We start from the raw sequence: 23,573 nt of genomic DNA, 5'->3' as shown, positions 1-23,573 counted from the left end.
CATGGCGGAAAAATCGCCACCCTCTGCAAACTACCGCACCTGGCCTGTTATCGTGGCGCTGGCGATCGTCAGTCTGCCGCTGGTGCTGATGTATGCCTATCTCTTCATCGACACGATCACCGACAAGCAGCCTGCGTCGCTGATTCCGGATTCGATCACATTTCGACACTGGTCGTTCCTCTGGCAGACGCCGCCCGCCAGGCCCAACATCTGGTTGGTGACGCTGAACACGCTGATTTTTACGGCAAACACCACCGCCGTCGTGCTGCTTGTCTCGTCGATGGCGGGCTACGTGCTCTCGCGGCTGAACGTCCCCGCCCGCGGTTTCTTCCTCGCCGGTGTCATGGTATTGCACGCCTTCCCGTCGGTGACGCTCATCATTGCGATCTTCATCGTGCTGCAGATGGTCGGGCTCTACAATTCTCTCATCGGCGTCATCCTGGTAAAGGCAGCCATCGATCTGCCGCTCGGCATTTGGCTGATGAAGGGCTTCTACGACGCTGTCCCCTGGGAGATCGAAATGGCCGGTGTCGTCGACGGTGCTTCGCGGTTCCGTGTATGGCGCAGTCTAGTGCTTCCACAGGTGCGTCCGGCGATCATGGCGCTAGCGCTCTTTTCGTTCCTGTCGAGCTGGGGCGAGTTCATCCTGCCGCAGGTGCTTGCCCCAGGTAGCCAGGTCCAGGTGCTGTCGGTCTATCTTTCGGGGCTAATCGCCGACGACAACAATTTCAACTTCGGCACTTTCAAAGCAGTCGGCGTGTTTTACGTGATCCCGGTCCTGCTGCTCTACGGATTCTTCCACAAATATCTCATGAACATCTATGGCGGCGGGAACAAAGGCTGATGCGTATCCTCCTCGACAACTTCTCGAAAAGCTTCGGCTCCACAAAGGTGATCGAGAACATGAATCTCGAAGTGGCGCATGGCGAGATGCTGGCGCTGCTCGGCCCTTCGGGCTGCGGCAAATCGACGACGCTTTTCGCGGTGTGCGGCATCCATCGCCCGACCGGGGGCCGCATTCTTTTCGGCGACCGCGACGTGACCGATCTTCCGAGCCAGGCGCGCAATGTCGGCGTGGTTTTCCAGTCCTACGCACTCTACCCGCACATGACGGTGGCCGAAAACATCGGCTTTCCGTTGAAGGTCAAGGGAACGGCCTCCGCTGATATCCGAAAGGAAGTGGACAGCATCGCTGGCCTCGTACAAATCGGCAATCTGATGGGCCGCCGCCCTTCCGAGCTTTCCGGCGGCCAGCAGCAGCGCGTGGCGCTCGCCCGCGCGCTCATCCGCAAGCCCGACGTCCTGCTTCTCGATGAGCCACTCGCTAACCTCGACGCGAAGCTCCGGCTGGAGATGCGCTCGGAAATCCGCCGCATCCAACGCGAGACAGGGATCACGGCGATCCTGGTGACACACGACCAAGTCGAAGCGATGAGCATGTGCGACCGGATCGCTATCATGAAAGAAGGCGAGATCGTCCAGATAGCAACACCGGCCGAGATGTATAACGATCCGCGCACTGCCTTCGTCGCCGGTTTCCTCGGCAACCCCCCAATCACATTCCTACACGGGGTGGCGTCTAACGGCGCCTTCTCTGTTCCCGGCAGCCAGATCGAAGTTCCGTTGCCGGCCTCGGTAAACGCCGGCGAAGGTACAACGCTGATGCTCGGCGTGCGGCCGGAACACTATAGTCCGACGGGCGACGTTCATGTGACCGGAACCATAAACTTTGCCGAAACCCAGGGCCGCGAAAATCTCTATGACGTGCGGCTGGTAGGTGGCCCGCTGTTGCGGTCTATCCAGCCGGTGCGCCAAGACATCGCGGTCGGCGACGAGGTGACGTGGGCTATCGATAGTCGCAACGTGCTGGTCTTCGATGAAAGCGGAAGGAGGCTCTGATGCGGCGCGATTTCTCGATCTTCTTCGAGCGCTACCACTGGCCGACAGACAAGGGCCAGATCCCCTTCTGCATCGGACACCGCGGCGCGAGCGGGCATGTCCGCGAGAACACGCTTGCCGCCTTCCGCCTTGCGGCCGAGCTTGGAGCCGAGATGTGGGAACTCGATACCCAGATCACGAAAGATGGCGTTGTCGTCGTCTCTCATGACGACCACCTCGAGCGCGTCTTCGGTGTGAACCGCCTGATCTCGGAAATAACCGCGGCGGAACTTGCGGCATTGGACGTGGAGGTGCCGACCTTCGAAGCTGTCGCAGCTCTCGCGCGTGAGACCGGAACAGGTCTCTATATCGAGCTGAAGGCGCCGGGAAGTGGTCTACGCTGCTGGCATCATCTTAGGGAACACGATCAGCGTTTCGCCTGCATCGGTTCATTCGACACAGCACAAGTCCGCGAGCTTCGCGAGGCGGGCTGCGAGTATCCGCTCTCGGTTCTTGTCCGCCTCGGCGACGATCCGCATGCCAAGGGTGACGAGGCGCGTGCGGATATCTTGCATCTCTGCTGGGAACGCGCCAACGATCAGCCGCAGGATCTCGTCACCCCGGCGCTGACAGACCGTGCGTTTGCCGAAGGCCGCGAAATCGTCCTTTGGCACGAGGAAAGGCGGTTGGTCCTGGATGATATAATGAAGCTGCCAGTTCTCGGTATCTGCACAGATTTGCCGGACTTGATGCGAACGGTGGAGAGTTCGGAAAGATCCAGTGTCAAACAAGGATAAGCCACAGCGCAGAGCGACCTCCTTCGACGTGGCGCGCGTGGCAGGCGTTTCACGCGCGGCGGTTTCGCGCGCTTTCACTCCTGATGCAAGTGTTTCACCGAAGACGCGCGAAAAGATCTACCAGGCGGCCAAGGAGCTTGGCTACCGTGTCAATTATGTGGCGCGCAGCTTGACGAACCAACGTTCCGATCTCGTAGGCCTCGTCGTTGCCGGCCTAGACAATCCATTTCGAAGTCTCCAGATCGAATATTTGGCGCGGGCGCTGCTTTTACGCAACTTTCGGCCGATCCTGTTGCCGACGTCAAAGGAAGCGGACACTTCAGCCGTGATCGGCCAGCTTCTTCACTACCCAGTTTCGGGGGTTATTGTGACGTCGGACGCCCCTCCGACGGAAATCTGCGAACAGTGCGCCGCAGAGGGCGTGCCAATCGTCTTGATCAATAAGGGCGACGATATTCCCTTCGTCGACCGTATCATTTCCGATGACCGCACCGCAGGCCATCTGGCCGCCGACCACCTGATCGACATTGGTTGTAAGAGATTGGCAGTCATGGCGGCTTCGAGCGTGTCCTACACGGCCCGCCGGCGCAGCGATGTGTTTCTTTCACGCAGCCGTCAACGAGGTGTCGAAGCGCAGCTCATTACAGTTCGAGTGAATGACTATCGATGCGGCTTCGAGTCGGCTCCCGAGCTCGGCGCCTTGTCGGCGGACGGGGTCTTCTGCGTGAATGACTACATGGCCTGTGGTGTGATCGACAGGCTAGCGGCAAATCGCGGCAGCCCTGATGTGCCTCCTATTCGCATTGTCGGCCATGATGATATTCCGCAGGCGCAATGGGATGCCTATGGACTGACGACGATCCTGCAGCCCTGCGACCTGCAGGCAGAGCAGACAGTCGAAATGCTGGTCAGCCGGATGGCGAATTCCGATATGACGGCGCGTGTCGAGTTCACTCCCGTCGAGTTGATTAAAAGAAAGACTTCCTGATGAGCTCTAAGTTCGATCCAGTTACGCTTGAAGCCCGCGGTGCCGCCGCGATAGAAATCGCTCGTCGCGTGGGTCGTGAGGCTGCCCGTTTTCGCGCAGAAATGGGGCCGCGATTGAATGTGGAGAACAAAGGTCTCCAGGATTTTGTAACGATTGCGGATCGCAATGCCGAGCAGACGATCTACAAGGAACTGCTTTCGCTGTTTCCGCACGATACGTTCGTCGGAGAAGAAACTGGCGGGAAAGCTGGCGCGGCCGGAGCCTGGATAGTCGACCCTATCGACGGCACCACCAACTATATCCGCGGATTCAGTCATTGGGGCGTCTCGATCGCCTTCTGTTTCGAAGGCCGGGTGGAGCTAGGTGTCGTGTATGACGCCGCCAAGGACTCGGTCGTATCGGCAATCCGTGGCAGGGGCGCATTTCGTGAAGGCGTCTCATTGCAGGCCGCTGCGACCGTCGATCCAACCAATGCGATCTGTGTCCTCGGGCACTCTCGCAAGACAAGCTTCGACGAGCATCTCGTCCTTCTAAACCGTCTGCACGAACGAGGCATGGACTATCGCCGCATGGGCGCCGCCGCAATCGACCTCGTGCGCGTCGCCGAGGGAGCGTCAGACCTCTTTTACGAACGGCATCTGAACGCTTGGGACATGCTGGCCGGCGCTCTGATCGCCTCAGAGGCGGGAGCGATTGTGGCCATGCCGAAGTTAACACAGCTTTTGTCGGAAGGCGGACCTGTCGTGGCTTACTCTCCGGGGCTTGCCCCGGAGTTCGACTTCATTCTTGAGATCGGGGGCCTGAAATCAGTTTAGGGCTGACTGGTTCGTTCCGTGAATGCGCGCACGGTTGCTATGGCTTCGTCTGTTGCCACCCCGGCCTGAGCGCCATCGGAACTGAAAATTCCGCCACCCCTCGTCAGTGAACGTCGTCCGGTTCGGCAATGGTGAAGGTCCTGGTGTCTACGAGACGACATTCTGGCGTTCAAGGACCAGCCCTTCTATCGGGCAGATCTCTGCCGCTCCTTCATTCACCGTGGGATCATCGAAACCCCGTTCACGCACGACATTGTCTTCACGAGAAATCGAGGTGACTGCAGTCGGAATCTGCGCGTAAGAATACGGCTGCCTAAAACCCTCACGTGATGAAAAGGAATTGGTCATGCTCACTCCCAGAGCTTCCTTCGCCGTTTGTTTCGCCCTCACCACCGCACTGGCCACGACCGCATCAGCGCAGATGCCTCCGCAGCAGCCAGATGCAAAAGCGTTCAAACTCGGCTCATTCGACATTGTGGCCTTGCATGACGCTCAGTTTGTTAGACCGAACGACAGCAAGATATTCGGCGTTGGCCACAGCCCTGAAGAAGTCGGAGAAGTGTTGAAGGCGGCTGGTGCGCCCACGGATACTGTGACGCTCAGCGTCGACGCGCTGTTGGTCAAGGGGCCGAAGCGGCTGATCCTCATCGACACCGGCGTGGGCGGTGCGCTTCAACAGTCTCTCGCTCAGGCTGGCTACAAGCCGGAGGACGTCACGGACGTGCTGATCACGCATTCGCATCCCGATCACATCGGCGGCCTCGTCAAGGACGGCAAGCTTGCCTTTCCCAAGGCCGCCATCCGCATGTCGTCGGCCGAGTGGGCGTTCGCCAAGAAGAACGGCCAGCTCGAAGATATCGTCAAGACAATCGACGGCCATGTGAAGACCTTCAAGCCGGGCGCCAATGTCGCCTCCGGCATTACCTCGGTCGGATTGAAAGGGCATACGCCGGGCCATGTCGGCTTTCAGATCGTATCCGGCAAAGAGAAGCTGTTCGACATCGGCGACACCGTCCACAGCTCGATCATTTCGCTTGCCAAACCGGAATGGCCGGTCAGCTTTGACAACGACGTGGCCGACGGCGAAAGGAACCGAATCGATACGTTGAAGAAGCTCGCGCAAACAAACGAGCTCATCTTCGCCCCACACTTTCCGTTCCCAGGCGTCGGCCATATCCAGTCGGACGGCGACCGCTTCAAATGGGAGCCGACCCTGACCTCGGGGCAATGACAAGCACCGGGCGCGGCGCGCTTGCCGTCGCCGCGTCCTCTACCACGTGGATCAAAGGAATCCCTTTGCGGCCATTTGTGCCCTCGCCTCGTCGCTCTCCGGCCAAACGCCGAGGCGTTGAGGACAGTCGTCGATTTCGTGAACTGTACGTCCCGGTATTCCAAGAGCTCGACATGGTGTCCCCACGGATCGAGAAAGTTGAATCGAGGCTCCCGATTGCGGGACATGTCGCGGATGGACGTTTTGAACGCGCGCAAGAAAGCGCACTTCGAGGCGCTGTCGACTCGGTTGGAGTCCGAGGGACGCGGGACTCATTTCGGGTTCAGGCTTGACTGCCTCCACCAGATCTTCGTCGCTCCGGCCTCGAATAACGGATCCGACCAACGCCGTCTTATCCTTGTACAAGCTGGAATCCGATCTGCAGCAGGCGATGACCACACCGAATGCGCTGATCTTCCACGAGAACGAACAGGTGATCATGCTTGTCTCCGCGTCCACCACCGCAGCGCTCGAACGCAATCTCAACGTGATCGCGAACGTGGCGACCGGGCTGTCGATCTCCATTGGAGCGAGTGAGATCTATGACGCAAACGAGCATCATTTCAATTCGCGGGACCTCGCCTCGCAGGCCGCCGAAGGGCTTTCACCCCGTGGCCGTGCAGGACATCTCCGATACCGCGAAATGGGACTGGAGCTACTTCTGAAAGGACAGGCACGGCAGGACGACCTTGCCTTCGTCCACAACATCCTAGGAGCCCTCGTTCAGGACCCGAGGCATCGCGTCCTTCGTGAAACCCTTTTGCGTTACGTTCAGGAGGGAAAGTCGGTAACGCGTAGCGCTCAGGCTTTGGGCATTCACCCGAACACCCTCTATCAACGCCTTCAGCGTATCGAAGCGGTCACGGGCCGCAGCATCGCCGATGTGAGCGACGTCACGCTACTCAGTCTCGCATGCAAATCCACGCCGAATATTTAGGGGAAACGACGTCTCCCGAGAGCGCATAGTGCCCAGGTGCGGCAAAAGGCGACGTGGTTTGAAACGCCCTCGGGCTCAGGCGACGTGGTCGCCCGTCTTCAATCCCGCGAGAAAGGGAGGCTGTCGATCCTCGAGACTGGCAGGGTCCGACCTATCTGCAACGGGCGTTACAAGTCGATGCCCCTGATATGTGTCGAACTCGTTCCCGGTCGCAGTGTGTGTCATGGTTCGACTGACTTGCATGGAATTTTCCTCCGTTTGCATCGAGGCCCTAACCAAGCCGATGCTTCGATGCTCCATCAGGCGTTTGTTTTTGTCGCTCCGGGAAGGCTCCACCCGACATCCGAAGGGGGACTATGCACCCGGCTTCGGTCCCTTCGGCTGATTCCGCCCCTTCACCAAGCGGGTGACTTTCGGTATAGCCGCCTGAACCGAATGTAGAACCTCAGCGATGCGCAATCCTCCGGAACACCAAAATCCTCTTCAGGGAATGGCCCTGATGGTGGGCGCGATGCTCGTGCTGCCGGCGATGGACGCAATCGCCAAATACATGGCGACCTTCGAGGCAATGTCGCCCGGCCAGGTGACATTCTACCGGTTCTTTTTCCAGCTCGTCTGCACGCTGCCGTTCCTGTTCTTGATCTTCGGCCGTAAGGCGCTGCATGCAAAGCGGCCCTGGATGAATCTTTTGCGCGGGGTCCTCCACGGAGCAGCCAGTCTCCTCTTCTTCGTTGCCGTGAAATACATGCCTCTCGCGGACGTCTTCGCGATCTATTTCGTCGAGCCGCTCATGCTCACCGCGCTGTCGGCGATCTTCCTCGGCGACAAGGTCGGCTGGCGTCGGTGGATGGCGATCGCCGTCGGTTTCGGTGGCGCAATGATCGTCATCCAGCCGAGCTACGAGATTTTTGGCCTGAAAGCGCTCCTGCCCGTTTTCTGTGCCTTCCTCTACTCGCTTTATCTTTTTCTGAATCGGGCGATCGGCGATGCCGATTCACCGCTGACAATGCAGACGATGGCAGGCATCGGCGGCACCGCCTTCATGGCCGCCGCATTGACCGTGGGCAATGGGCTCGGCGTCGGCGATTTCCATCCCTCCTTGCCTTCCTCTGCGTTGGCGCTTGCTTTGCTGCTGATCCTTGGGACGATTTCGGGCTATGCTCATATGGTCATCGTACGAGCTTTCCGGCTGGCACCGCTGTCGCTGCTCGCACCCTTCCAGTATTTCGAAATCATTTCCGCAACGGTGCTCGGCTACGCGCTCTTCGGCGATTTTCCGAACTTTTCGAAGTGGATCGGTATCCTGATCATCGTCGCTTCCGGTCTCTTCATCATCTGGCGGGAGCGCGTGCAGGCGCGATCATTAAAAACGTCGTGACTGATTGAGCGCGCCGTTAACACTGCTTCTTGAGGGATCATCAATTCGCTCGCGGTAGAAGGCCCTTCGGCCTCATGATGAGGTTTGGAGACAAAAGATGAGCGAATTCCGTCTTGCTTTTCCGGCATGTGTGATTGCCGGGAAGCATCGGCTGACGGCCGAAGACATAAGTCTGCTGCGCAAGCACACCTTCCCGGAAGGCATCCGGACCGCGCACGACGTGGTCGCCATGCTGGCCCTGAATAATTCCTGCCCCGAAAAATGCCCGGAGTGGAACGCCTTCTTTGTGGAGCAGCTCGCCGGTTTCATTGTCAACCACACCTACCCTCAAGGGTCTCTCGATGAGATCAATGTGACCTGGCTCATGCGCATGGTCGCAACCGACGGCGTGGTCAATTCGGCGATCGAGCTCGAATTGGTTCTGCACGCAATGGAGATCTCGGCCAACGTGCCGGATGAGCTGCGCGCCTTCGCGCTCGACCAGTTGCGTCTTGCCCTGGTGGAAAACATCGGCGGCTACACGCTATCTCGTGCGATCGATCGAAAGGGCATCACCCGCCAGGACATCGACTACGTGATGCGGGTTCTGCGGAGCGTAAGCGATGCCGGCGTCATCAAGGCACCGCCCCTCACCTGGAGCGTCCTGATGCAGATCGCAGAGGAGACGCTGCCCGTCGGTAATCACCCGCGTTGGGCCGACATTCTCTCGGCGCTACAACTCGTTGACTATGCCGAGCCCCCACGCCGCAGCCGCTGGCTCAGGATCGTGGATGATAGCTTCGGAAACGAAACCGCGGTCGCCTGACACCCGCCGATATTTTTTCGGCTGATTGTGCGTTCCGGTGTTTATGCGTAAAACTCCGGAACGCATGTTTTGGGTGGAGTCTCCATGTTCAAGAAAATTCTGATCGCGAATCGCGGCGAGATCGCTTGCCGCGTTATCAAGACCGCGCGCCGCATGGGAATTGCGACGGTCGCGGTCTATTCGGATGCGGATCGGGATGCACTCCACGTGGAAATGGCTGATGAGGCCGTTCATATCGGTCCTGCGACGGCCGCCGAAAGCTATCTCGTGGCGGATAAGATCATCGCTGCCTGCAAGCAGACGGGTGCGGAAGCCGTCCATCCCGGCTACGGCTTTCTGTCCGAACGGGCATCGTTTTGCGAGGCACTCGAGAAGGAAGGCATTGTCTTCATCGGTCCAAAGCCGAAGGCCATCATGGCGATGGGCGACAAGATCGAGTCGAAGAAGTTTGCCAACGCCGCCGAGGTCTCCACCGTCCCTGGCTACCTCGGCGTGATCGAGGACGCATCGCACGCGGAAAAGATCGCAGCCGAGATCGGTTATCCCGTCATGATCAAGGCGTCGGCCGGCGGCGGCGGCAAGGGCATGCGCATTGCCTGGAACGAGGCGGAAGTACGCGACGGTTTCGATCGGGCTCGTTCGGAGGCGAAGAGCTCGTTCGGCGACGACCGCGTCTTCATCGAGAAATATGTTGTCGAGCCCCGTCACATCGAGATCCAGGTACTCGCGGACGCACATGGCAATGTGGTCTATCTCGGTGAGCGTGAGTGCTCGATCCAGCGCCGCAACCAGAAAGTTGCCGAAGAGGCACCCTCGCCCTTCCTCGATACTAAGACCCGCACGGCGATGGGTGAGCAATCCGTCGCACTCGCCCGCGCTGTGGAATACCAAAGCGCCGGCACCGTGGAGTTCATCGTCGATCGTGACCGCAATTTCTATTTTCTGGAAATGAACACCCGCCTGCAGGTCGAGCATCCAGTCACCGAACTGGTCACCGGTATCGATCTGGTCGAGCAAATGATCCGCGTTGCTGCCGGTGAGAGGCTTCCGTTTGCGCAAAGCGACATAAAGCTGAACGGCTGGGCCGTCGAGAGCCGTTTGTACGCCGAGGATCCCTACCGCAATTTCCTGCCGTCTATCGGGCGCCTGACGCGATACCGGCCGCCCGCTGAAGGCAAATCCGCGAGCGCCATTGTGCGCAATGACACCGGCGTCTTCGAGGGTGCCGAGATTTCGATGTATTACGATCCGATGATCGCAAAGCTCTGCACCTGGGCGCCGACGCGCCTGGAGGCGATCGAAGCGATGGGCGAGGCACTCGACGGCTTCGTTGTCGATGGAATCGAACACAACGTCCCCTTCCTTGCTGCACTGATGAAGCATCCTCGCTGGCGCGAAGGGCGTCTGTCGACCGGTTTCATCGCCGAAGAGTATCCGGACGGCTTTGCCCCGGTGGCGCCGAATGCGGGTCAGGAGGCCCTTCTGGCGGCAGTCGCTCTTTCAGCGTCTCTCATTGAAGCCAACCGCAGGGAGCGTTTCGCCGACAGGTTGCGCCCCCCGTCCGGCGCGAGCCGGGAGGAATGGACCGTCAGGCTCGGTGACAGCTACGTGGATGCACGTTTGGTGGACGGGCTCGTGACGATCCCGTTCGACATGGACATCGAGATCGGCGGCAAGACTTTTAACGTCGTCACCGACTGGAGACCTGGCGACGCCGTGTGGCGCGGCAATGTCGCGGGCCAGAGCGTGGTTGCGCAAATCCGCCCTATTCTCAACGGTCTTCGGCTGGACTGGCAAGGAATATCCCTGAAAGCCAAGGTGCTGACGCAGCGTCATGCCGAGCTCGAGAGATTGATGCCGGTCAAGCTTCCACCGGATACGTCGAAGCTGCTGCTCTGCCCGATGCCCGGTCTCGTCGTTTCCATCGCCGTAGTCGAGGGGCAGGAAGTCAAAGCCGGTGAAACGCTTGCCGTCGTCGAGGCCATGAAAATGGAGAATGTTCTCCGCGCCGAACGCGATCTCGTCGTCAGCAAAATAAACGCCAAGCCGGGAGAGAGCCTAGCTGTCGATGCCGTGATACTCGAGTTTGCCTGACGAACGCCGATGCTGCTAACAGTCGCGGCGGTTAGGTTTTGTTAACCGCTGATTGCCTATCGTTGCGCCTCCCCGGTCGGATTCTGGATGGAGGTAGCAAATGACGGCGCTGCAATCGGCGGTCCTCTTGCTGATCATAAATCTTGGCCTTCTCTGGCTTTTGATGCGCGCTCCGCTGGGGCGTAGAACCATCTGCCTTCGCCGGATCTATCGATGCTCCCCCGATATACTCTGGAAGGCGATGAATCCCGCCGGTCCCGATGCATCCTGGCACCACTCTGTCGTCAGCAGTCGCGCGCTCGCCAATCGCCGGGGCATTGTGGAGCAAACCTACCGGCATCTCGACAAGACCGGCGCGCCGTCACGCAGACTTCTCGCACTTGAACCGCTGCCATACGTCGCGAAGAACGCCCACGGGTTCCAGTCTCGCATCATTGATGACAGCACGCTGGACCCCGCGTTCTGGAATGACTACCGCGAGCGGCGCATCATTCGACCGACATCAGATGGTGCCTTGCTGGAGGTGGAGCAGACTGACCGCTATCGCGGACTGGCTTTCCTCATGTTTCGCTATTTTTTCCTGCGCCGTGAATTGCAGGCGCTGGACGGATGGTTGAAGACGGGCGAATCCCTGCCGCAGGGTTACTTCGAGCGACCGCTGGTCCAGGGCGGTCTTGCGGTTTTGTCGACTCTGCTGCTCTGGCCGTTCTTCGGGCTCAATGCGAGTGGCCTTATGCTCTCGACTTTCCTGACGCTCGTCATAGCGCTGCACGAGCTGGGCCATATGGCCGCTTACCGCATGTTCGGCCATGCATCGGTCAGAATGATCTTTGTGCCGCTGCTTGGCGGCATTGCCGTCGGCGGCAGGCCGTACCGTTCGTTGTTCGAAGTGGCAACCTGTGCGCTGATGGGCGCGGGAATGTCGGCCTTTCTGGTCCCCATCCTTGCGGTCGCCACGCAGCTTTCGGACGTGAGCCTACTGCCTTCGGCGTCACGGGCGCCTCTGCTCGTTTTCATGTTGATTCTCGGTGCTTTCAACCTGCTGAATTTACTGCCGATGCATCGCTTCGATGGAGGCCAGGTCCTCCGGCAGATTTTTCGCACGCCAAGGTCGCAGATAGCCGCCAGCTTCGTGGTAACGCTCTGCATTCTCGGCATCGGATTCCAAATCGGTTTGCCCGCGAAAATGCTGACGATGGGCTTGCTCGTCTTCACGCTTGTCAGTCTCGTCAGCGGCGGCTCAGTCAAGCCGCGCCAGACGCTCGACGAGATGAAGGATGGCGAGCGCATGCTCGTTGCCTTCGGTCTCTATGCGGCTATTGCGATACATGGCTATGCCATTATTTTCGCAACCGAAAAGCTCTTCTGACGCAAGCCGCGCAGTGGCTGGCGCAATCAGCGTATTCGAGGCTGAAACTCAAGCATCCGGACAGTTTTTCCTTGAGCCGGCAGCGCCGTGCGTGCAAAGGTCCGCGCAATCAAATCAGCAGGAGACACCTGACATGGACGTTCGCGCCGCCGTTGCCGTACAAGCTGGCAAACCGCTCGAAGTGATGACCGTGCAGCTGGAGGGACCGCGGGCCGGCGAAGTGCTGGTCGAGGTCAAGGCGACCGGCATCTGCCACACCGACGACTTCACGTTGTCGGGCGCCGATCCGGAAGGTCTGTTTCCGGCGATCCTCGGCCATGAGGGCGCCGGCATCGTCGTCGATGTCGGTCCCGGCGTCACGTCGGTGAAGAAGGGCGACCATGTCATTCCGCTCTATACGCCGGAATGCCGCGAATGCCCGTCCTGCCTGTCGCGCAAGACCAATCTGTGCACCGCGATCCGCGCCACCCAGGGCCAGGGCCTGATGCCGGATGGCACCTCGCGCTTCTCGATCGGCAAGGACAAGATCCATCACTACATGGGCTGCTCGACCTTCGCCAACTACACGGTGCTGCCGGAGATTGCCGTTGCCAAGGTCAATCCCGACGCCCCCTTCGACAAGATCTGCTACATCGGCTGCGGCGTGACGACCGGCATCGGCGCGGTGATCAACACCGCCAAGGTCGAGATCGGCGCGACCGCCATCGTCTTCGGCCTCGGCGGCATCGGCCTCAACGTCATCCAGGGACTTCGCCTTGCCGGTGCCGACATGATCATCGGCGTCGATCTCAACAACGACAAGAAGGAATGGGGCGAGCGCTTCGGCATGACGCATTTCGTCAATCCCAAGGAGGTCGGCGACGACATCGTGCCCTACCTCGTCAACATGACAAAGCGCGGTGCCGACCAGATCGGCGGCGCCGACTACACCTTCGACTGCACCGGCAACACCAAGGTCATGCGCCAGGCGCTGGAAGCCAGCCACCGCGGCTGGGGCAAGTCGGTCGTCATCGGCGTTGCCGGCGCTGGCCAGGAGATCTCCACCCGGCCGTTCCAGCTGGTCACCGGCCGCAGCTGGATGGGCACGGCCTTCGGTGGCGCCCGCGGCCGCACCGACGTGCCCAAGATCGTCGATTGGTACATGCAGGGCAAGATCGAGATCGATCCGATGATCACCCACACGATGCCGCTCGAAGACATCAACAAGGGCTTCGAGCTCATGCATTCCGGCGAAAGCATCCGAAGCGTGGTACTTTATTGAGGACAAGACGACGGAATGCGGCGCGACTTTGAAATGGCCTGCGGCTTTTTCGCAAATTGATCCTGATTTGGGAGCCGTGGGCAGCTAAGGAGGAGGAGCTGAACATGCCAAGTCAAGTATCGATACACCCCGCCCTCGACGGCGGCGTGAAGAAAGGCCAGGAAAATTTCGATGGCGGCACACTGGTCTGCGCTTGCACCGACCGTGCCGTGAAGGTCGCGATCAAGGGCACCATCGCCCATAATCACGCCTGCGGTTGCACCAAATGCTGGAAGCCGAAGGGAGCGGCTTTTTCAGTCGTCGCGGTGACCCCGCATGAAAGCGTCACCGTGCTTGAAAATGGCGACAAGCTGCACGTCGTCGATCCGGATGCGCTTATTCAGCGCCACGCCTGCAAGGCTTGCGGCGTCCACATGTACGGACCGGTGGAGCGCGAACATGCGTTCAAAGGGCTCGACTTCGTCCATCCGGAACGCTTCCAGGAAGGCGGCTGGCCGGAGCCGACATTTGCGGCCTTCGTCTCCTCGATCATCGAGTCGGGCACGCCGCCTTCGGCGATGGCAGGCGTACGCGGCCGCCTGAACGAACTCGGCCTCACGCCCTATGACTGCCTGAACCCGACGCTGATGGATGTCATCGCGACCTGGGTGGCGAAGAAGACAGGCACGCTGAAGGAAGCCTAATGTCTTGAACGAATGGCAGCCGTCGGATTATGAGACCCGAACGAACCGCCGCTACGCGCCCGTCAGGTGCCGCGTAGCGTTTCAGCCAAAGCAGATTGAAATTCATGATTTATGTCGATGCAGACGCCTGCCCGGTGAAACCGGAAATCCTCAAGGTCGCCGAGCGCCACGGCATCGAAGTGACCTTCGTCGCCAATTCCGGTCTGCGCCCCTCGCGCGACCCGATGGTGCACAATGTCATCGTCTCGGCCTCCTTTGATGCCGCCGACAACTGGATTGCCGAGCATGCCGGCGCTGGTGACGTGGTCGTCACCGCCGATGTCCCGCTCGCGGTCCGCTGCGTGGCGACCGGTGCGCTTGTCAGCGGTCCGACGGGACGGGTTTTCGACGACACGAATATCGGAATGGCCAGTGCCATGCGCGATCTCGGCGCTCACTTGAGAGAGACCGGCGAAAGCAAGGGTTACAATGCCGCCTTCAACCCGAAGGATCGCTCCCGGTTCCTCGAAACTTTCGATCGCCTGTGCCGCCGGGCCAAGGCGCTTGCTCCAAGAACGGACGGTAAAGAATGAACATCATTTCACAGACGACCGCGTTTGGCGGCATGCAGGGTGTTTTCACGCACGAATCCGACGCCTGCAAGTGCGATATGACCTTTGCAGTCTTTGTTCCGCCGGAGGCGATCAAGGAGCCCTGCCCGGTTGTCTGGTACCTCTCTGGCTTAACCTGCACGCATGCCAACGTTATGGAAAAGGGCGAGTATCGGCGCATGGCCGCCGAACTCGGTCTGATTATCGTCTGCCCGGACACAAGCCCGCGCGGCAACGATGTCCCAGATGAGCTCACCAATTGGCAAATGGGCAAGGGCGCCGGCTTCTACCTCGACGCGACCGAGGAGCCCTGGTCCGAAAACTACCAGATGTACACCTACATCACCGAAGAGCTTCCAGCGCATGTCAGCCAACACTTCCGCATGGACATGAGCCGCCAAGGCATCTTCGGCCACTCGATGGGCGGCCATGGCGCCATGACCATTGCGCTCAAGAATCCGGACCGTTTCAAGAGCTGCTCGGCTTTCGCACCGATCGCGGAGCCATCCACCGCCGATTGGTCGGCTCCGGCGTTCGAAAAATACCTTGGCCCAGACCCGGCGGCCTGGCGTAAATACGATGCTTGCGCCTTGGTAGCAGACGGCGCACGTTTTCCCGAGTTCCTGATCGACCAGGGGAAGGCCGATGGTTTCCTGGAGAATGGCTTGCGCCCATGGCTCTTCGAAGAAGCCGTCAAGGACACCGATATCAAGGTCACCCTGCGCATGCATGAGCGCTATGACCATTCCTATTACTTCATCTCGACGTTCATGGACGACCATCTGAAGTGGCATGCGAAACGGCTTGCCTGAAGGGTGCGCAAGAAACGGGTGGTAGCGGCGCCATGTGGTTTCCTACCTGAATTGAACCGTTTTCCCAAGTCAGCGGCGCCCTCTGTGGAGCTCGCTGCATCGGGGACGTCTTCGCTCGGGATGGAGATAACGATGGCTTGGTTTCTGCTTTTTCTCGCGGGCCTTTTCGAGTGCGGCTGGGCAATCGGCCTAAAGTACACCGATGGATTCACGCGCCCGCTACCCACGACGTTGACCGTCATTTCGATGGTTGTCAGCGTCGTGCTGCTGGGCATCGCCGTGAAGACGCTGCCAATCGGGACGGCTTATGCTGTTTGGACCGGTATCGGTAGTGTTGGCACCGTGTTGCTCGGCATTTGGCTGCTCGGCGATGCTGCCACCGCCTCGCGTCTGCTCTGCATTTCACTGATTGTCGCCGGGATTGCCGGTTTGAAGGCCACGGCATGAGCCGCAGCCGTGGCCGGTAAAGCCGGCCACGGCGTTTATCGCTGTTAGGCGGTGGCCTTGCGCTGGTCGACCGATAGAGCACCGGGTCCGGCGAAGAAGATGAACAGGAAGACGAAGCAGAACAGAATCGCTGCTTCGCCACCGTTCAGTGCTGGCCAGAAGGCTTTCGACCCGTGCGCCATGAAGTAGGCCACGGCCATCTGTCCCGACAGAATGAAGGCGACCGGTCGCGTGAACAGGCCGATCAGGACGAGAAGGCCGCCGACGACTTCGATTAGAGCGGCGACCAGCAGCAATGGCGGCAGCGGCCCCTCCATTTGTGCGGCCGGGAACGCGAAAAGCTTCATTGTTCCGTGTTCGATAAACAGCAGCGCTGCAATGACGCGCAGGGCGGCAAGCGCGTAGGGCTGGTATGCGCTCAGTCGTTCCATGGAGACTCTCCTTTTGAGTAAAGACAGCGGAGCGTTAGCTGCTTCGCCAAAAGGAATGAAGACACGGATCGCTGACGGGCGATCACTTCCTGTTGATTTTCCTTAGCTTTCCCCACTTTAGTCTCCTCAAAGCGGAATATTGTCGTGCTTCTTCCAGGGATTGCTCAGGTCTTTATTGCGAAGCATCTTGAGGCCGCGTGCCAGCCGCCTGCGCGTAGAATGCGGCATGATCACTTCGTCCACATAGCCGCGCTCGGCAGCCACGAAAGGTGAAAGGAATCGGTTCTCGTACATTTTCGTGTGCGCGGCGATCTTTTCGGGATCGGCGATGTCCTTCCGGAAAATGATTTCGACGGCCCCCTTCGCGCCCATCACCGCGATTTGAGCCGTCGGCCAGGCATAGTTCAAGTCACCCCTCAGATGCTTGGATGCCATGACATCATAGGCACCGCCGAACGCCTTGCGCGTGATCACCGTCAGCTTCGGCACCGTCGCCTCCGCGTATGCGAACAACAGCTTCGCACCGTGCTTGATCAGCCCGCCATATTCCTGCGCAGTTCCCGGCAGGAAGCCTGGCACATCCACGAACGTCACGATCGGGATGTTGAAGCAGTCGCAAAAGCGGACGAACCGTGCCGCCTTTCGCGATGCATCGCTGTCGAGCACGCCGGCGAGCACCATTGGCTGGTTTGCCACGAAGCCGACTGTCGATCCCTCGACCCGCCCGAACCCGCACACGATGTTTTTGGCGAAGCTCGCCTGGATCTCGAAGAAATCGCCCTCATCCACCGTCTTCAATATCAATTCCTTGATATCGTAGGGCTTGTTTGCGTTCGCAGGCACCAGCGTATCCAGCGATGCATCTGTGTCCGTCACTGACTGGTAACATTCGACTTCCGGCACCGGCGAGGTGTTCGATTGCGGCAGAAGATCAATCAGCCGGCGGACCTGCAACAACGCCTCGACATCATTGTCGTAGGCGCCGTCGGCAATCGAGGATTTGGTCGTATGCACCGATGCGCCGCCGAGCTCTTCCGCGGTGACGGTCTCGTTGGTCACTGTCTTCACCACATCCGGGCCGGTCACGAACATGTAGGACGTGTCGCGGACCATGAAGATGAAATCGGTCATCGCCGGCGAATAGACGTCGCCGCCGGCGCATGGCCCCATGATGACTGAGATCTGCGGAATGACGCCGGAAGCGAGCACATTGCGCTGGAACACCTCGGCGTAGCCGCCAAGCGCAGCAACGCCCTCCTGGATGCGAGCGCCGCCGGCGTCATAGATGCCGATGATCGGCGCCCTGTTTTTGAGCGCCATATCCTGCACCTTCATGATCTTCTCGGCATGCGCCTCGGAGAGCGAGCCGCCGAATACCGTGAAATCCTTGGCAAAAACGAAGACGGTTCGTCCGTTCACCGTTCCCCAGCCGGTGACGACGCCATCGCCGGCAATTCGGGTCTTGTCCATCCCGAAGTCGTTGGACCGATTCTCGACGAACATGTCGAACTCCTCAAAGGAGTCCTCGTCGAGGAAAAGATCAATTCGCTCGCGCGCCGTCAGCTTGCCGCGCTGATGCTGGGCATCGATACGCGCCCTGCCTCCGCCAAGCCTTGCAATACCGCGGCGACGTTCGAGTTCTTCGAGAATTCCCTTCATGGATACCCCTTGCCGCGGATCTCGCGGCCTGTTCAAGCGCGTCCGGCGCGCAGCGAGAAAGCGGAACGAATGCGGGCGGCGATATCCTCGGCAAGGATCTCGTCGGCTGCCGTGGGACTGTTGGAAAAGCTGGTCACTTCGAACGAACTGACAGCGATGACCGATCCATCCTCGACGGAGGCGGCGTCGATGCTGACCTTCGCGACATTCCGGCTCTTGTCGAAGCCCTGGCCCTTTTCGACGTAAAGGATCCGGATCGTCAGCACGACACGCGGATAGACTTCGGTTCGCACCGTGGCGTTGATGGCGGCATTTACGCGATCACCGACGCCGGCAAGGATTGCCGGCGGTATCTTCTGTGGGCTGACAACGACGGCGCTTCGGACGTCATAGAGAGGTCCGGCTTGTTCCTTCGCGAAGATCGAGCAGGACGCCAGGGCGATGCAGATAAGCGCAACCCGAAAAAAGCACGACTTGAGCCAGTTCATCCAGAAAATCCGCGTCCGCCCCCGATAGAGTCGCAGATTTTCGCGATAACCATTCTCAAAGCAATATGTTTCAGCCTTTCATGGCCAAAAAAACGTCAGCGGCTGCATTGAAGTCCTCGAAGCGTTTCTCGCGCCGTTCCTCGGATTCTTCGTCGCTTCCCCAATGCTCGATCGTCCAGTCTTCGTCGAGATGCGCGAGCGACCAAACCTTCTTTGCCGGCAGGACGCCTTCGGCAAAGGCAAGCGCTAGCAGCGCGGAGCCGGTCAACGTCGTGATAGTATGTAGGGCAGCCAGGACAGTCGCATTGTCGTGCCGTCGCAATGCCGCGGAAAACGCAGAACTAGCTTCGCGCGGCTGGTCGCGATGCATGACGCCCTCGATCAGGATAAAGCGCGCGCCGAGAGAATTGCCAGCCCAATCGAGCACTGGATCCCAAAACTCCTTCTGACGCTCGACGAGAGCTTGCGGTGCATCGGCGCGATAGCAGATGAGATCGCTCGAAGAGAAGCGTAGAATGTCTTCGAAGACGGCCTGCTTGTCGGGTGCAACCCCATCGATAGCGGTGTTGACGAGCCGCGTCACGGGCATGGTCGAAGGGTCGATGAGGTCGGCCTGCGCATCCCATTCAAGCACTAAAAGTTCCGCAAGCGGCTTCGTCGCGACGACCAGCAGCTTGCGGGCTGGCGTGCGGATAGCCTTGCCGTCCAGCTCGATGGAAAAGCATTCGTCGAGTTCACCGACTGTGACCGTCTTATAGAAGCGCTTCGGCAATGGCTTCTTCATCTGGATCTGGGCGCGACGGATCGGGTCGGGATGGCTCAATCCCTCTGCTATGTCGTTCAACAGATCACGCATGCTTCACCTCAGGAAAAGTGCTTCAAAACATCGCTCGGGTGGCGAACAATGCTGTCGGCACCCGCACCCATCAAGTCGTCCACACTGGCATAGCCCCACGAGACACCGACCGCCTTGGCGCCTGCGGCTTTCGCCATCTGCATATCGTAGACCGCATCGCCGATCACGATGGCATCGGCGGGACTTGTGCCGGTCTCACTGCAGCACTCCGTTACCATAGCTGGATGTGGCTTCGATGGGCAGTCGTCTGCGGTACGCGAAACGATAAAATGTGGTGCAAAACCGTGTGTTTCGAGAATGTGGACGAGACCGCGACGCGACTTGCCGGTTACCGCACCGATCAGAATGTCATCATTCCGCGCCAACTCATCGATCAGCGGCTTGATGCCACTAAAGAGCGGCACGTCCATTCCAGGTTCGTCACGAACGCCGAGATAGATCGCCTTGTAGTGCACCGTCATTGCGATCGCTTCGTCGTCGACGTGAGGCTTGCCCTGCATCCGCGCAATTGCGATATCCAGCGTCAGTCCGATGATCGACTTCGTCAACGAGACATCAGGCCGGTCATAGCCGAAATGCACGAATGTCCGCGCCATCACCTCATGGATCAGCGCGGCGCTGTCGACCAGCGTCCCGTCGCAATCGAAGAGTGCGAGCCTCATTCGTCGTCTTCCCTTTCCTGGGATGCGAGATCGAGGCCGAGCAGGTTCCAGGTCTGCACCATATGCGGCGGCAAAGGAGCACTGACGCGCAGTCGGCCGCCGGAGGGGTGCGGAATGTCGATCTTGCGCGCATGCAGGTGCAGCCGCTTCTGGATACCGCCCGGGACATCCCAGTTCGGATCCTCGATGAAATACTTGGGGTCGCCAATGATCGGGTGACCGATATGAAGCGCGTGAACGCGAAGCTGATGCGTCCGTCCGGTATAGGGTTCCATCTCAAGCCAAGCGAGGTTCTGCGCGGCGGTTTCCAGGACGCGATAGTAGGAAATCGCGTGATCGGCTCCGTCTTCGCCGTGCTTGGCAACACGCATCCGGTCGCCATCCGCGGTCGCTTCCTTCACCAGCCAGGTCGAGATTTTGTCCTCGTGCTTGCGCGGAACGCCTCTTACCAACGACCAATAGGTCTTTTTGGTATCACGCTCGCGAAACGCTGCCGTCAATTTCTGTGCGGCGCCTCGGGTGCGGGCGATGACAAGGACGCCGGATGTATCGCGGTCGAGGCGATGCACCAGCCTCGGCTTTTCGCCCTTCGGGCTGGTCCATGCTTCGAGCATCTTGTCGATATTCCGCGTCACACCGGACCCGCCCTGCACGGCAAGACCGGCCGGCTTGTTCAAGACGATCACCTTGTCGTCTTCATGCAGCACCATGCGCTGCAGAAGCTCGTAATCGCCCCCGTGTTTCAGATCATGGCCGGCGATCGGCGTGTTTTTCGACTTGGCGTCGACATCGAGCGGCGGAACGCGCACCACCTGCCCTGGCTGCACGCGCGTATCGCTTTTCACGCGCCCGCCATCGACGCGGACCTGACCCGATCGTAGAAGCTTCTGGAGTGGGCCGAATCCGAGCCCCGGGAAGTGCACCTTGAACCAGCGATCGAGCCGCATGCCCGCCTCGTCCGGCTCCACTGTTTTGTGTTCGATACCCGCCATACGTCATCTTTCGGAAAATGGTCTTAGGCGCGCTGTGCGACCTTTGCGGCTGGCTTTAGAGCATTTTCGCCGAAAACGGAAACCGTAATCTCACAAGATTGCGCGCATGAGCGCCAGTCCGGCGGTCACCGCGGCCATCGACAGGCCGACGCTGGCGACGATATAGACTGCGCTGGAGACGGCCGCGCCACGCTCGAAGAGCGAAATGGCATCGAGCGAGAATGCAGAGAAGGTCGTGAATCCACCGAGAAAGCCCGTGATCAACAGCAGGCGCATCTCCGGCGACGCATCGAAGCGTCGCACGATCATCTCCGCAAACACGCCGATGACAAAGCATCCGACGACATTGACTGTCAGCGTCCCCCACGGAAAGGCTGGGCCAGCAAGCCTGAGGGCCCATTGGCCGACATAATATCTGAGGACGGAACCGATTGCGCCGCCGACGGCGACAAGGAGGGCTTGCATCATGGATTTGCTCTAAAGCACCTCACCGAAAATTCCAATCATCCACAGGGAAGATTGAGATGCATAAAATGCTGGCAGTTAATTTAGCCAGTTAAGAACATCCGACGTTCTATTCTGGCCTCATGACAGTCCTGGTCGGCACGATTTCCGCGAGCACCGCCGCCGCAGCGTTCGAAACGCTCCGGATTCCGCAGCGCGTGTCCGCAAGCACGGCTGCAAAAGAGGCGCGCCGGACTGCCGACCGTCAAACCAGGGCTGCGAGCGGCCAAGATGTGGAAGAGCCGGCCAATATCATCCAATCGACGGAAGTCGCTTTGGACCTGATGACGATGGGGCAACGGCAGCCGCAGGCCGGGTTGAAACAGGCACTGGAACTCTACAGCGACAGCTGAACGTTACCCGGTTCCTCTCTCCCGTAGCCGTCTATCCTCAAGACCACGCGACAAAAATTTGTTCGGCGGCGACATTCCCCCTTGCCAAGTACAGCCATGGCCAGATAATTGCCCCCGACCTTGTTGGGAGAAGCTGGTCGTCTGCGACCAGTGCCGAAGGAGCAACCGCCCCGGAAACTCTCAGGCCAAAGGACCAGCAAGGGGCAGACGGAACTCTGGAGAGAAGCGTTCTCGAAACGCTCGCCGAAGGGATAACAATCTCAGGCACAGGGACAGAGGGGGCTCGAAATGCAAGGCGCAACCGCGTCTGAAGATTTGAGCCCGCGCATGGAATTCCAGGCGCAAACCCCGGAGGCGTCGTTGGACGATACTACTGCCCTCAAGAAAACTCCGCTTCACGCGCTGCATCTGTCGCTCGGCGCCCGCATGGTTCCCTTCGCAGGCTATGAAATGCCGGTGCAATATCCGGCTGGCGTCATGAGGGAGCACATCCAGACCCGCACGTCGGCCGGCGTCTTCGACGTGTCCCACATGGGCCAGGTGGTCATCAAGGCAAAATCGGGAAAGTATGAGGACGCCGCCCTTGCGCTGGAAAGCCTCGTTCCGGTCGATATCCTCGGTCTTGCGGAAGGTCGCCAGCGCTACGGTTTCTTCACCGATGACAACGGCGGCATTCTAGACGACCTGATGATCACCCATCTCGACGATCACCTCTTTGTCGTCGTCAACGCCGCCTGCAAGGATGCCGATCTTGCTCACCTCCAGAAGCATATCGGCGACACCTGCGACATCATCCTGCTCGATCGTGCGCTGATCGCCCTGCAAGGACCGCGCGCCGTCGAAGTGCTTGCGGAACTCTGGGCCGATGTCGCCGCGATGAAATTCATGGACGTGCGCCATTGCCGGCTGCACGACGTATCCTGTCTGGTTTCACGCTCCGGTTATAGTGGCGAGGACGGCTTCGAGATCTCGATCCCGACCGACAAGGCAGAAGATGTCGCCAAGCGGTTGCTCGAGCATCCGGACGTACAGCCGATCGGCCTCGGTGCCCGCGACAGCTTGCGCCTCGAAGCTGGCCTCTGCCTTTATGGCAACGACATCGACACCACGACGACGCCCGTGGAAGCAGCGCTCGAATGGGGCATGCAGAAAGCCCGCAAGACGGGCGGCGCACGTGCCGGCGGTTTCTCCGGCGCAGACCGCATCTTGGCCGAGCTAGAAAAGGGTGCAGCTCGTCGCCGCGTCGGTCTGAAGCCTGAGGGTAAGGCTCCGGTTCGCGGCCACTCGAAGCTTTTTGCGGATCCAGAAGGCAAGTCTGAGATCGGCGAAGTGACCTCTGGCGGCTTCGGCCCCTCCGTCGAACATCCCGTCGCAATGGGCTATGTCAAGCTCGCCCAGGCAGCCGTTGGAACGCAGGTTTACGCCGAGGTGCGCGGCAAGTACCTGCCCGTCACCGTCAGTGCCCTTCCCTTTATTACACCGAGCTACAAACGCTGAAACATTT

At 59.7% G+C, this 23,573-nt stretch carries 26 protein-coding genes and 1 riboswitch; of the genes, 18 read left to right on the top strand and 8 right to left on the bottom strand.

The features are described from left to right. Window position 1: 1 nt before the first annotated feature. Genes LPU83_RS50035 through LPU83_RS50015 form a run of 5 tightly spaced genes read left to right on the top strand, consistent with a single transcriptional unit; the run spans window position 2 to window position 4,478 of the window. Complete coding sequence (locus LPU83_RS50035) at window positions 2–844, top strand: carbohydrate ABC transporter permease (protein ID WP_024314783.1); 843 nt, start codon at window positions 2–4, stop codon at window positions 842–844. After that, window positions 844–1,899 carry an ABC transporter ATP-binding protein gene (locus tag LPU83_RS50030; protein ID WP_024314782.1) on the top strand — a complete coding sequence of 352 codons (1,056 nt, stop codon included), beginning with the start codon at window positions 844–846 and terminating at the stop codon, window positions 1,897–1,899. Before LPU83_RS50035 ends, LPU83_RS50030 begins: the two co-directional genes overlap by 1 nt. Beyond that, window positions 1,899–2,675, top strand: coding sequence for a glycerophosphodiester phosphodiesterase (locus LPU83_RS50025; RefSeq protein WP_024314781.1), 777 nt, complete (start codon window positions 1,899–1,901; stop codon window positions 2,673–2,675). Before LPU83_RS50030 ends, LPU83_RS50025 begins: the two co-directional genes overlap by 1 nt. Then, the gene (locus LPU83_RS50020) at window positions 2,659–3,663 is read left to right on the top strand and encodes a LacI family DNA-binding transcriptional regulator (RefSeq protein ID WP_024314780.1); all 1,005 of its coding nucleotides are present in this window, start codon (window positions 2,659–2,661) and stop codon (window positions 3,661–3,663) included. Before LPU83_RS50025 ends, LPU83_RS50020 begins: the two co-directional genes overlap by 17 nt. Further along, complete coding sequence (locus tag LPU83_RS50015; RefSeq protein WP_024314779.1) at window positions 3,663–4,478, top strand: inositol monophosphatase family protein; 816 nt, start codon at window positions 3,663–3,665, stop codon at window positions 4,476–4,478. Before LPU83_RS50020 ends, LPU83_RS50015 begins: the two co-directional genes overlap by 1 nt. 147 nt (window positions 4,479–4,625) lie before the next feature. Here LPU83_RS50015 and LPU83_RS50010 read toward each other — a convergent pair whose 3' ends face one another. Continuing rightward, the gene (locus LPU83_RS50010; protein WP_024314778.1) at window positions 4,626–4,826 is read right to left on the bottom strand and encodes a hypothetical protein; all 201 of its coding nucleotides are present in this window, start codon (window positions 4,824–4,826) and stop codon (window positions 4,626–4,628) included. Between LPU83_RS50010 and LPU83_RS50005 the strand changes: the two genes are divergently transcribed. From LPU83_RS50005 to sugE, 11 genes are all read left to right on the top strand, one after another. Next, window positions 4,825–5,709, top strand: coding sequence for an MBL fold metallo-hydrolase (locus LPU83_RS50005; protein ID WP_037069779.1), 885 nt, complete (start codon window positions 4,825–4,827; stop codon window positions 5,707–5,709). The genes LPU83_RS50010 and LPU83_RS50005 overlap by 2 nt on opposite strands. A 430-nt stretch (window positions 5,710–6,139) precedes the next feature. Then, the gene (locus LPU83_RS50000) at window positions 6,140–6,685 is read left to right on the top strand and encodes a PucR family transcriptional regulator (protein ID WP_141652638.1); all 546 of its coding nucleotides are present in this window, start codon (window positions 6,140–6,142) and stop codon (window positions 6,683–6,685) included. A 499-nt stretch (window positions 6,686–7,184) separates the two neighbouring features. Next, window positions 7,185–8,063 (top strand): DMT family transporter, encoded by an 879-nt coding sequence (locus tag LPU83_RS49995; RefSeq protein ID WP_037070306.1) that lies wholly within the window; start codon window positions 7,185–7,187, stop codon window positions 8,061–8,063. Between the two features lie 97 nt (window positions 8,064–8,160). After that, window positions 8,161–8,868 (top strand): hypothetical protein, encoded by a 708-nt coding sequence (locus tag LPU83_RS49990; protein ID WP_024319007.1) that lies wholly within the window; start codon window positions 8,161–8,163, stop codon window positions 8,866–8,868. Window positions 8,869–8,952: 84 nt separating this feature from the next. Then, the gene (locus LPU83_RS49985; RefSeq protein WP_024319006.1) at window positions 8,953–10,962 is read left to right on the top strand and encodes an acetyl-CoA carboxylase biotin carboxylase subunit; all 2,010 of its coding nucleotides are present in this window, start codon (window positions 8,953–8,955) and stop codon (window positions 10,960–10,962) included. A 100-nt stretch (window positions 10,963–11,062) separates the two neighbouring features. Next, window positions 11,063–12,331, top strand: a complete 1,269-nt coding sequence (locus LPU83_RS49980; RefSeq protein WP_024319005.1) for a zinc metalloprotease — start codon at window positions 11,063–11,065, stop codon at window positions 12,329–12,331. A gap of 133 nt (window positions 12,332–12,464) precedes the next feature. Then, complete coding sequence (locus LPU83_RS49975; protein WP_024312687.1) at window positions 12,465–13,592, top strand: S-(hydroxymethyl)glutathione dehydrogenase/class III alcohol dehydrogenase; 1,128 nt, start codon at window positions 12,465–12,467, stop codon at window positions 13,590–13,592. A gap of 104 nt (window positions 13,593–13,696) precedes the next feature. Beyond that, the gene (gene gfa, locus LPU83_RS49970; RefSeq protein ID WP_024312688.1) at window positions 13,697–14,275 is read left to right on the top strand and encodes an S-(hydroxymethyl)glutathione synthase; all 579 of its coding nucleotides are present in this window, start codon (window positions 13,697–13,699) and stop codon (window positions 14,273–14,275) included. Window positions 14,276–14,379: 104 nt separating this feature from the next. Next, window positions 14,380–14,847 (top strand): YaiI/YqxD family protein, encoded by a 468-nt coding sequence (locus LPU83_RS49965; RefSeq protein WP_024312689.1) that lies wholly within the window; start codon window positions 14,380–14,382, stop codon window positions 14,845–14,847. Further along, window positions 14,844–15,677, top strand: a complete 834-nt coding sequence (gene fghA, locus LPU83_RS49960) for an S-formylglutathione hydrolase (protein ID WP_024312690.1) — start codon at window positions 14,844–14,846, stop codon at window positions 15,675–15,677. The genes LPU83_RS49965 and fghA overlap by 4 nt, the downstream gene beginning before the upstream one ends. A 132-nt stretch (window positions 15,678–15,809) precedes the next feature. Then, window positions 15,810–16,124: a quaternary ammonium compound efflux SMR transporter SugE gene (gene sugE, locus LPU83_RS49955; protein WP_024312691.1), complete on the top strand. Its 315-nt coding sequence runs from the start codon at window positions 15,810–15,812 to the stop codon at window positions 16,122–16,124. A 44-nt stretch (window positions 16,125–16,168) separates the two neighbouring features. Here sugE and LPU83_RS49950 read toward each other — a convergent pair whose 3' ends face one another. From LPU83_RS49950 to crcB, 7 genes are all read right to left on the bottom strand, one after another. After that, window positions 16,169–16,555: a DoxX family protein gene (locus tag LPU83_RS49950; RefSeq protein WP_024312692.1), complete on the bottom strand. Its 387-nt coding sequence runs from the start codon at window positions 16,553–16,555 to the stop codon at window positions 16,169–16,171. A gap of 126 nt (window positions 16,556–16,681) precedes the next feature. Beyond that, window positions 16,682–18,214, bottom strand: coding sequence for an acyl-CoA carboxylase subunit beta (locus LPU83_RS49945; RefSeq protein WP_024312693.1), 1,533 nt, complete (start codon window positions 18,212–18,214; stop codon window positions 16,682–16,684). Window positions 18,215–18,246: 32 nt separating this feature from the next. Beyond that, window positions 18,247–18,702: a hypothetical protein gene (locus LPU83_RS49940; RefSeq protein WP_037069776.1), complete on the bottom strand. Its 456-nt coding sequence runs from the start codon at window positions 18,700–18,702 to the stop codon at window positions 18,247–18,249. Window positions 18,703–18,772: 70 nt separating this feature from the next. Next, a complete protein-coding gene (locus LPU83_RS49935) occupies window positions 18,773–19,558 on the bottom strand; it encodes an ATP12 family chaperone protein (protein ID WP_024312695.1) in 786 nt (261 codons plus the stop codon). Between the two features lie 8 nt (window positions 19,559–19,566). After that, window positions 19,567–20,220 carry an HAD-IA family hydrolase gene (locus tag LPU83_RS49930; RefSeq protein ID WP_024312696.1) on the bottom strand — a complete coding sequence of 218 codons (654 nt, stop codon included), beginning with the start codon at window positions 20,218–20,220 and terminating at the stop codon, window positions 19,567–19,569. Beyond that, a complete protein-coding gene (locus LPU83_RS49925; RefSeq protein WP_024312697.1) occupies window positions 20,217–21,212 on the bottom strand; it encodes an RluA family pseudouridine synthase in 996 nt (331 codons plus the stop codon). Before LPU83_RS49925 ends, LPU83_RS49930 begins: the two co-directional genes overlap by 4 nt. Window positions 21,213–21,302: 90 nt before the next feature. Beyond that, window positions 21,303–21,680, bottom strand: a complete 378-nt coding sequence (gene crcB, locus LPU83_RS49920; protein ID WP_024312698.1) for a fluoride efflux transporter CrcB — start codon at window positions 21,678–21,680, stop codon at window positions 21,303–21,305. A 119-nt stretch (window positions 21,681–21,799) separates the two neighbouring features. Between crcB and LPU83_RS49915 the strand changes: the two genes are divergently transcribed. Further along, window positions 21,800–22,069 (top strand): hypothetical protein, encoded by a 270-nt coding sequence (locus LPU83_RS49915; RefSeq protein ID WP_024312699.1) that lies wholly within the window; start codon window positions 21,800–21,802, stop codon window positions 22,067–22,069. Window positions 22,070–22,183: 114 nt separating this feature from the next. Next, a riboswitch (glycine riboswitch) is annotated at window positions 22,184–22,275 on the top strand. Window positions 22,276–22,429: 154 nt separating this feature from the next. Next, the gene (gene gcvT, locus LPU83_RS49910) at window positions 22,430–23,566 is read left to right on the top strand and encodes a glycine cleavage system aminomethyltransferase GcvT (protein ID WP_024312700.1); all 1,137 of its coding nucleotides are present in this window, start codon (window positions 22,430–22,432) and stop codon (window positions 23,564–23,566) included. Window positions 23,567–23,573 lie beyond the last annotated feature (7 nt).

This window comes from Rhizobium favelukesii (genome assembly GCF_000577275.2).
Classification (GTDB): domain Bacteria; phylum Pseudomonadota; class Alphaproteobacteria; order Rhizobiales; family Rhizobiaceae; genus Rhizobium; species Rhizobium favelukesii.
Note: the sequence above shows the minus strand (reverse complement) of the source record. Positions and strands in the feature narration are given on the sequence as shown.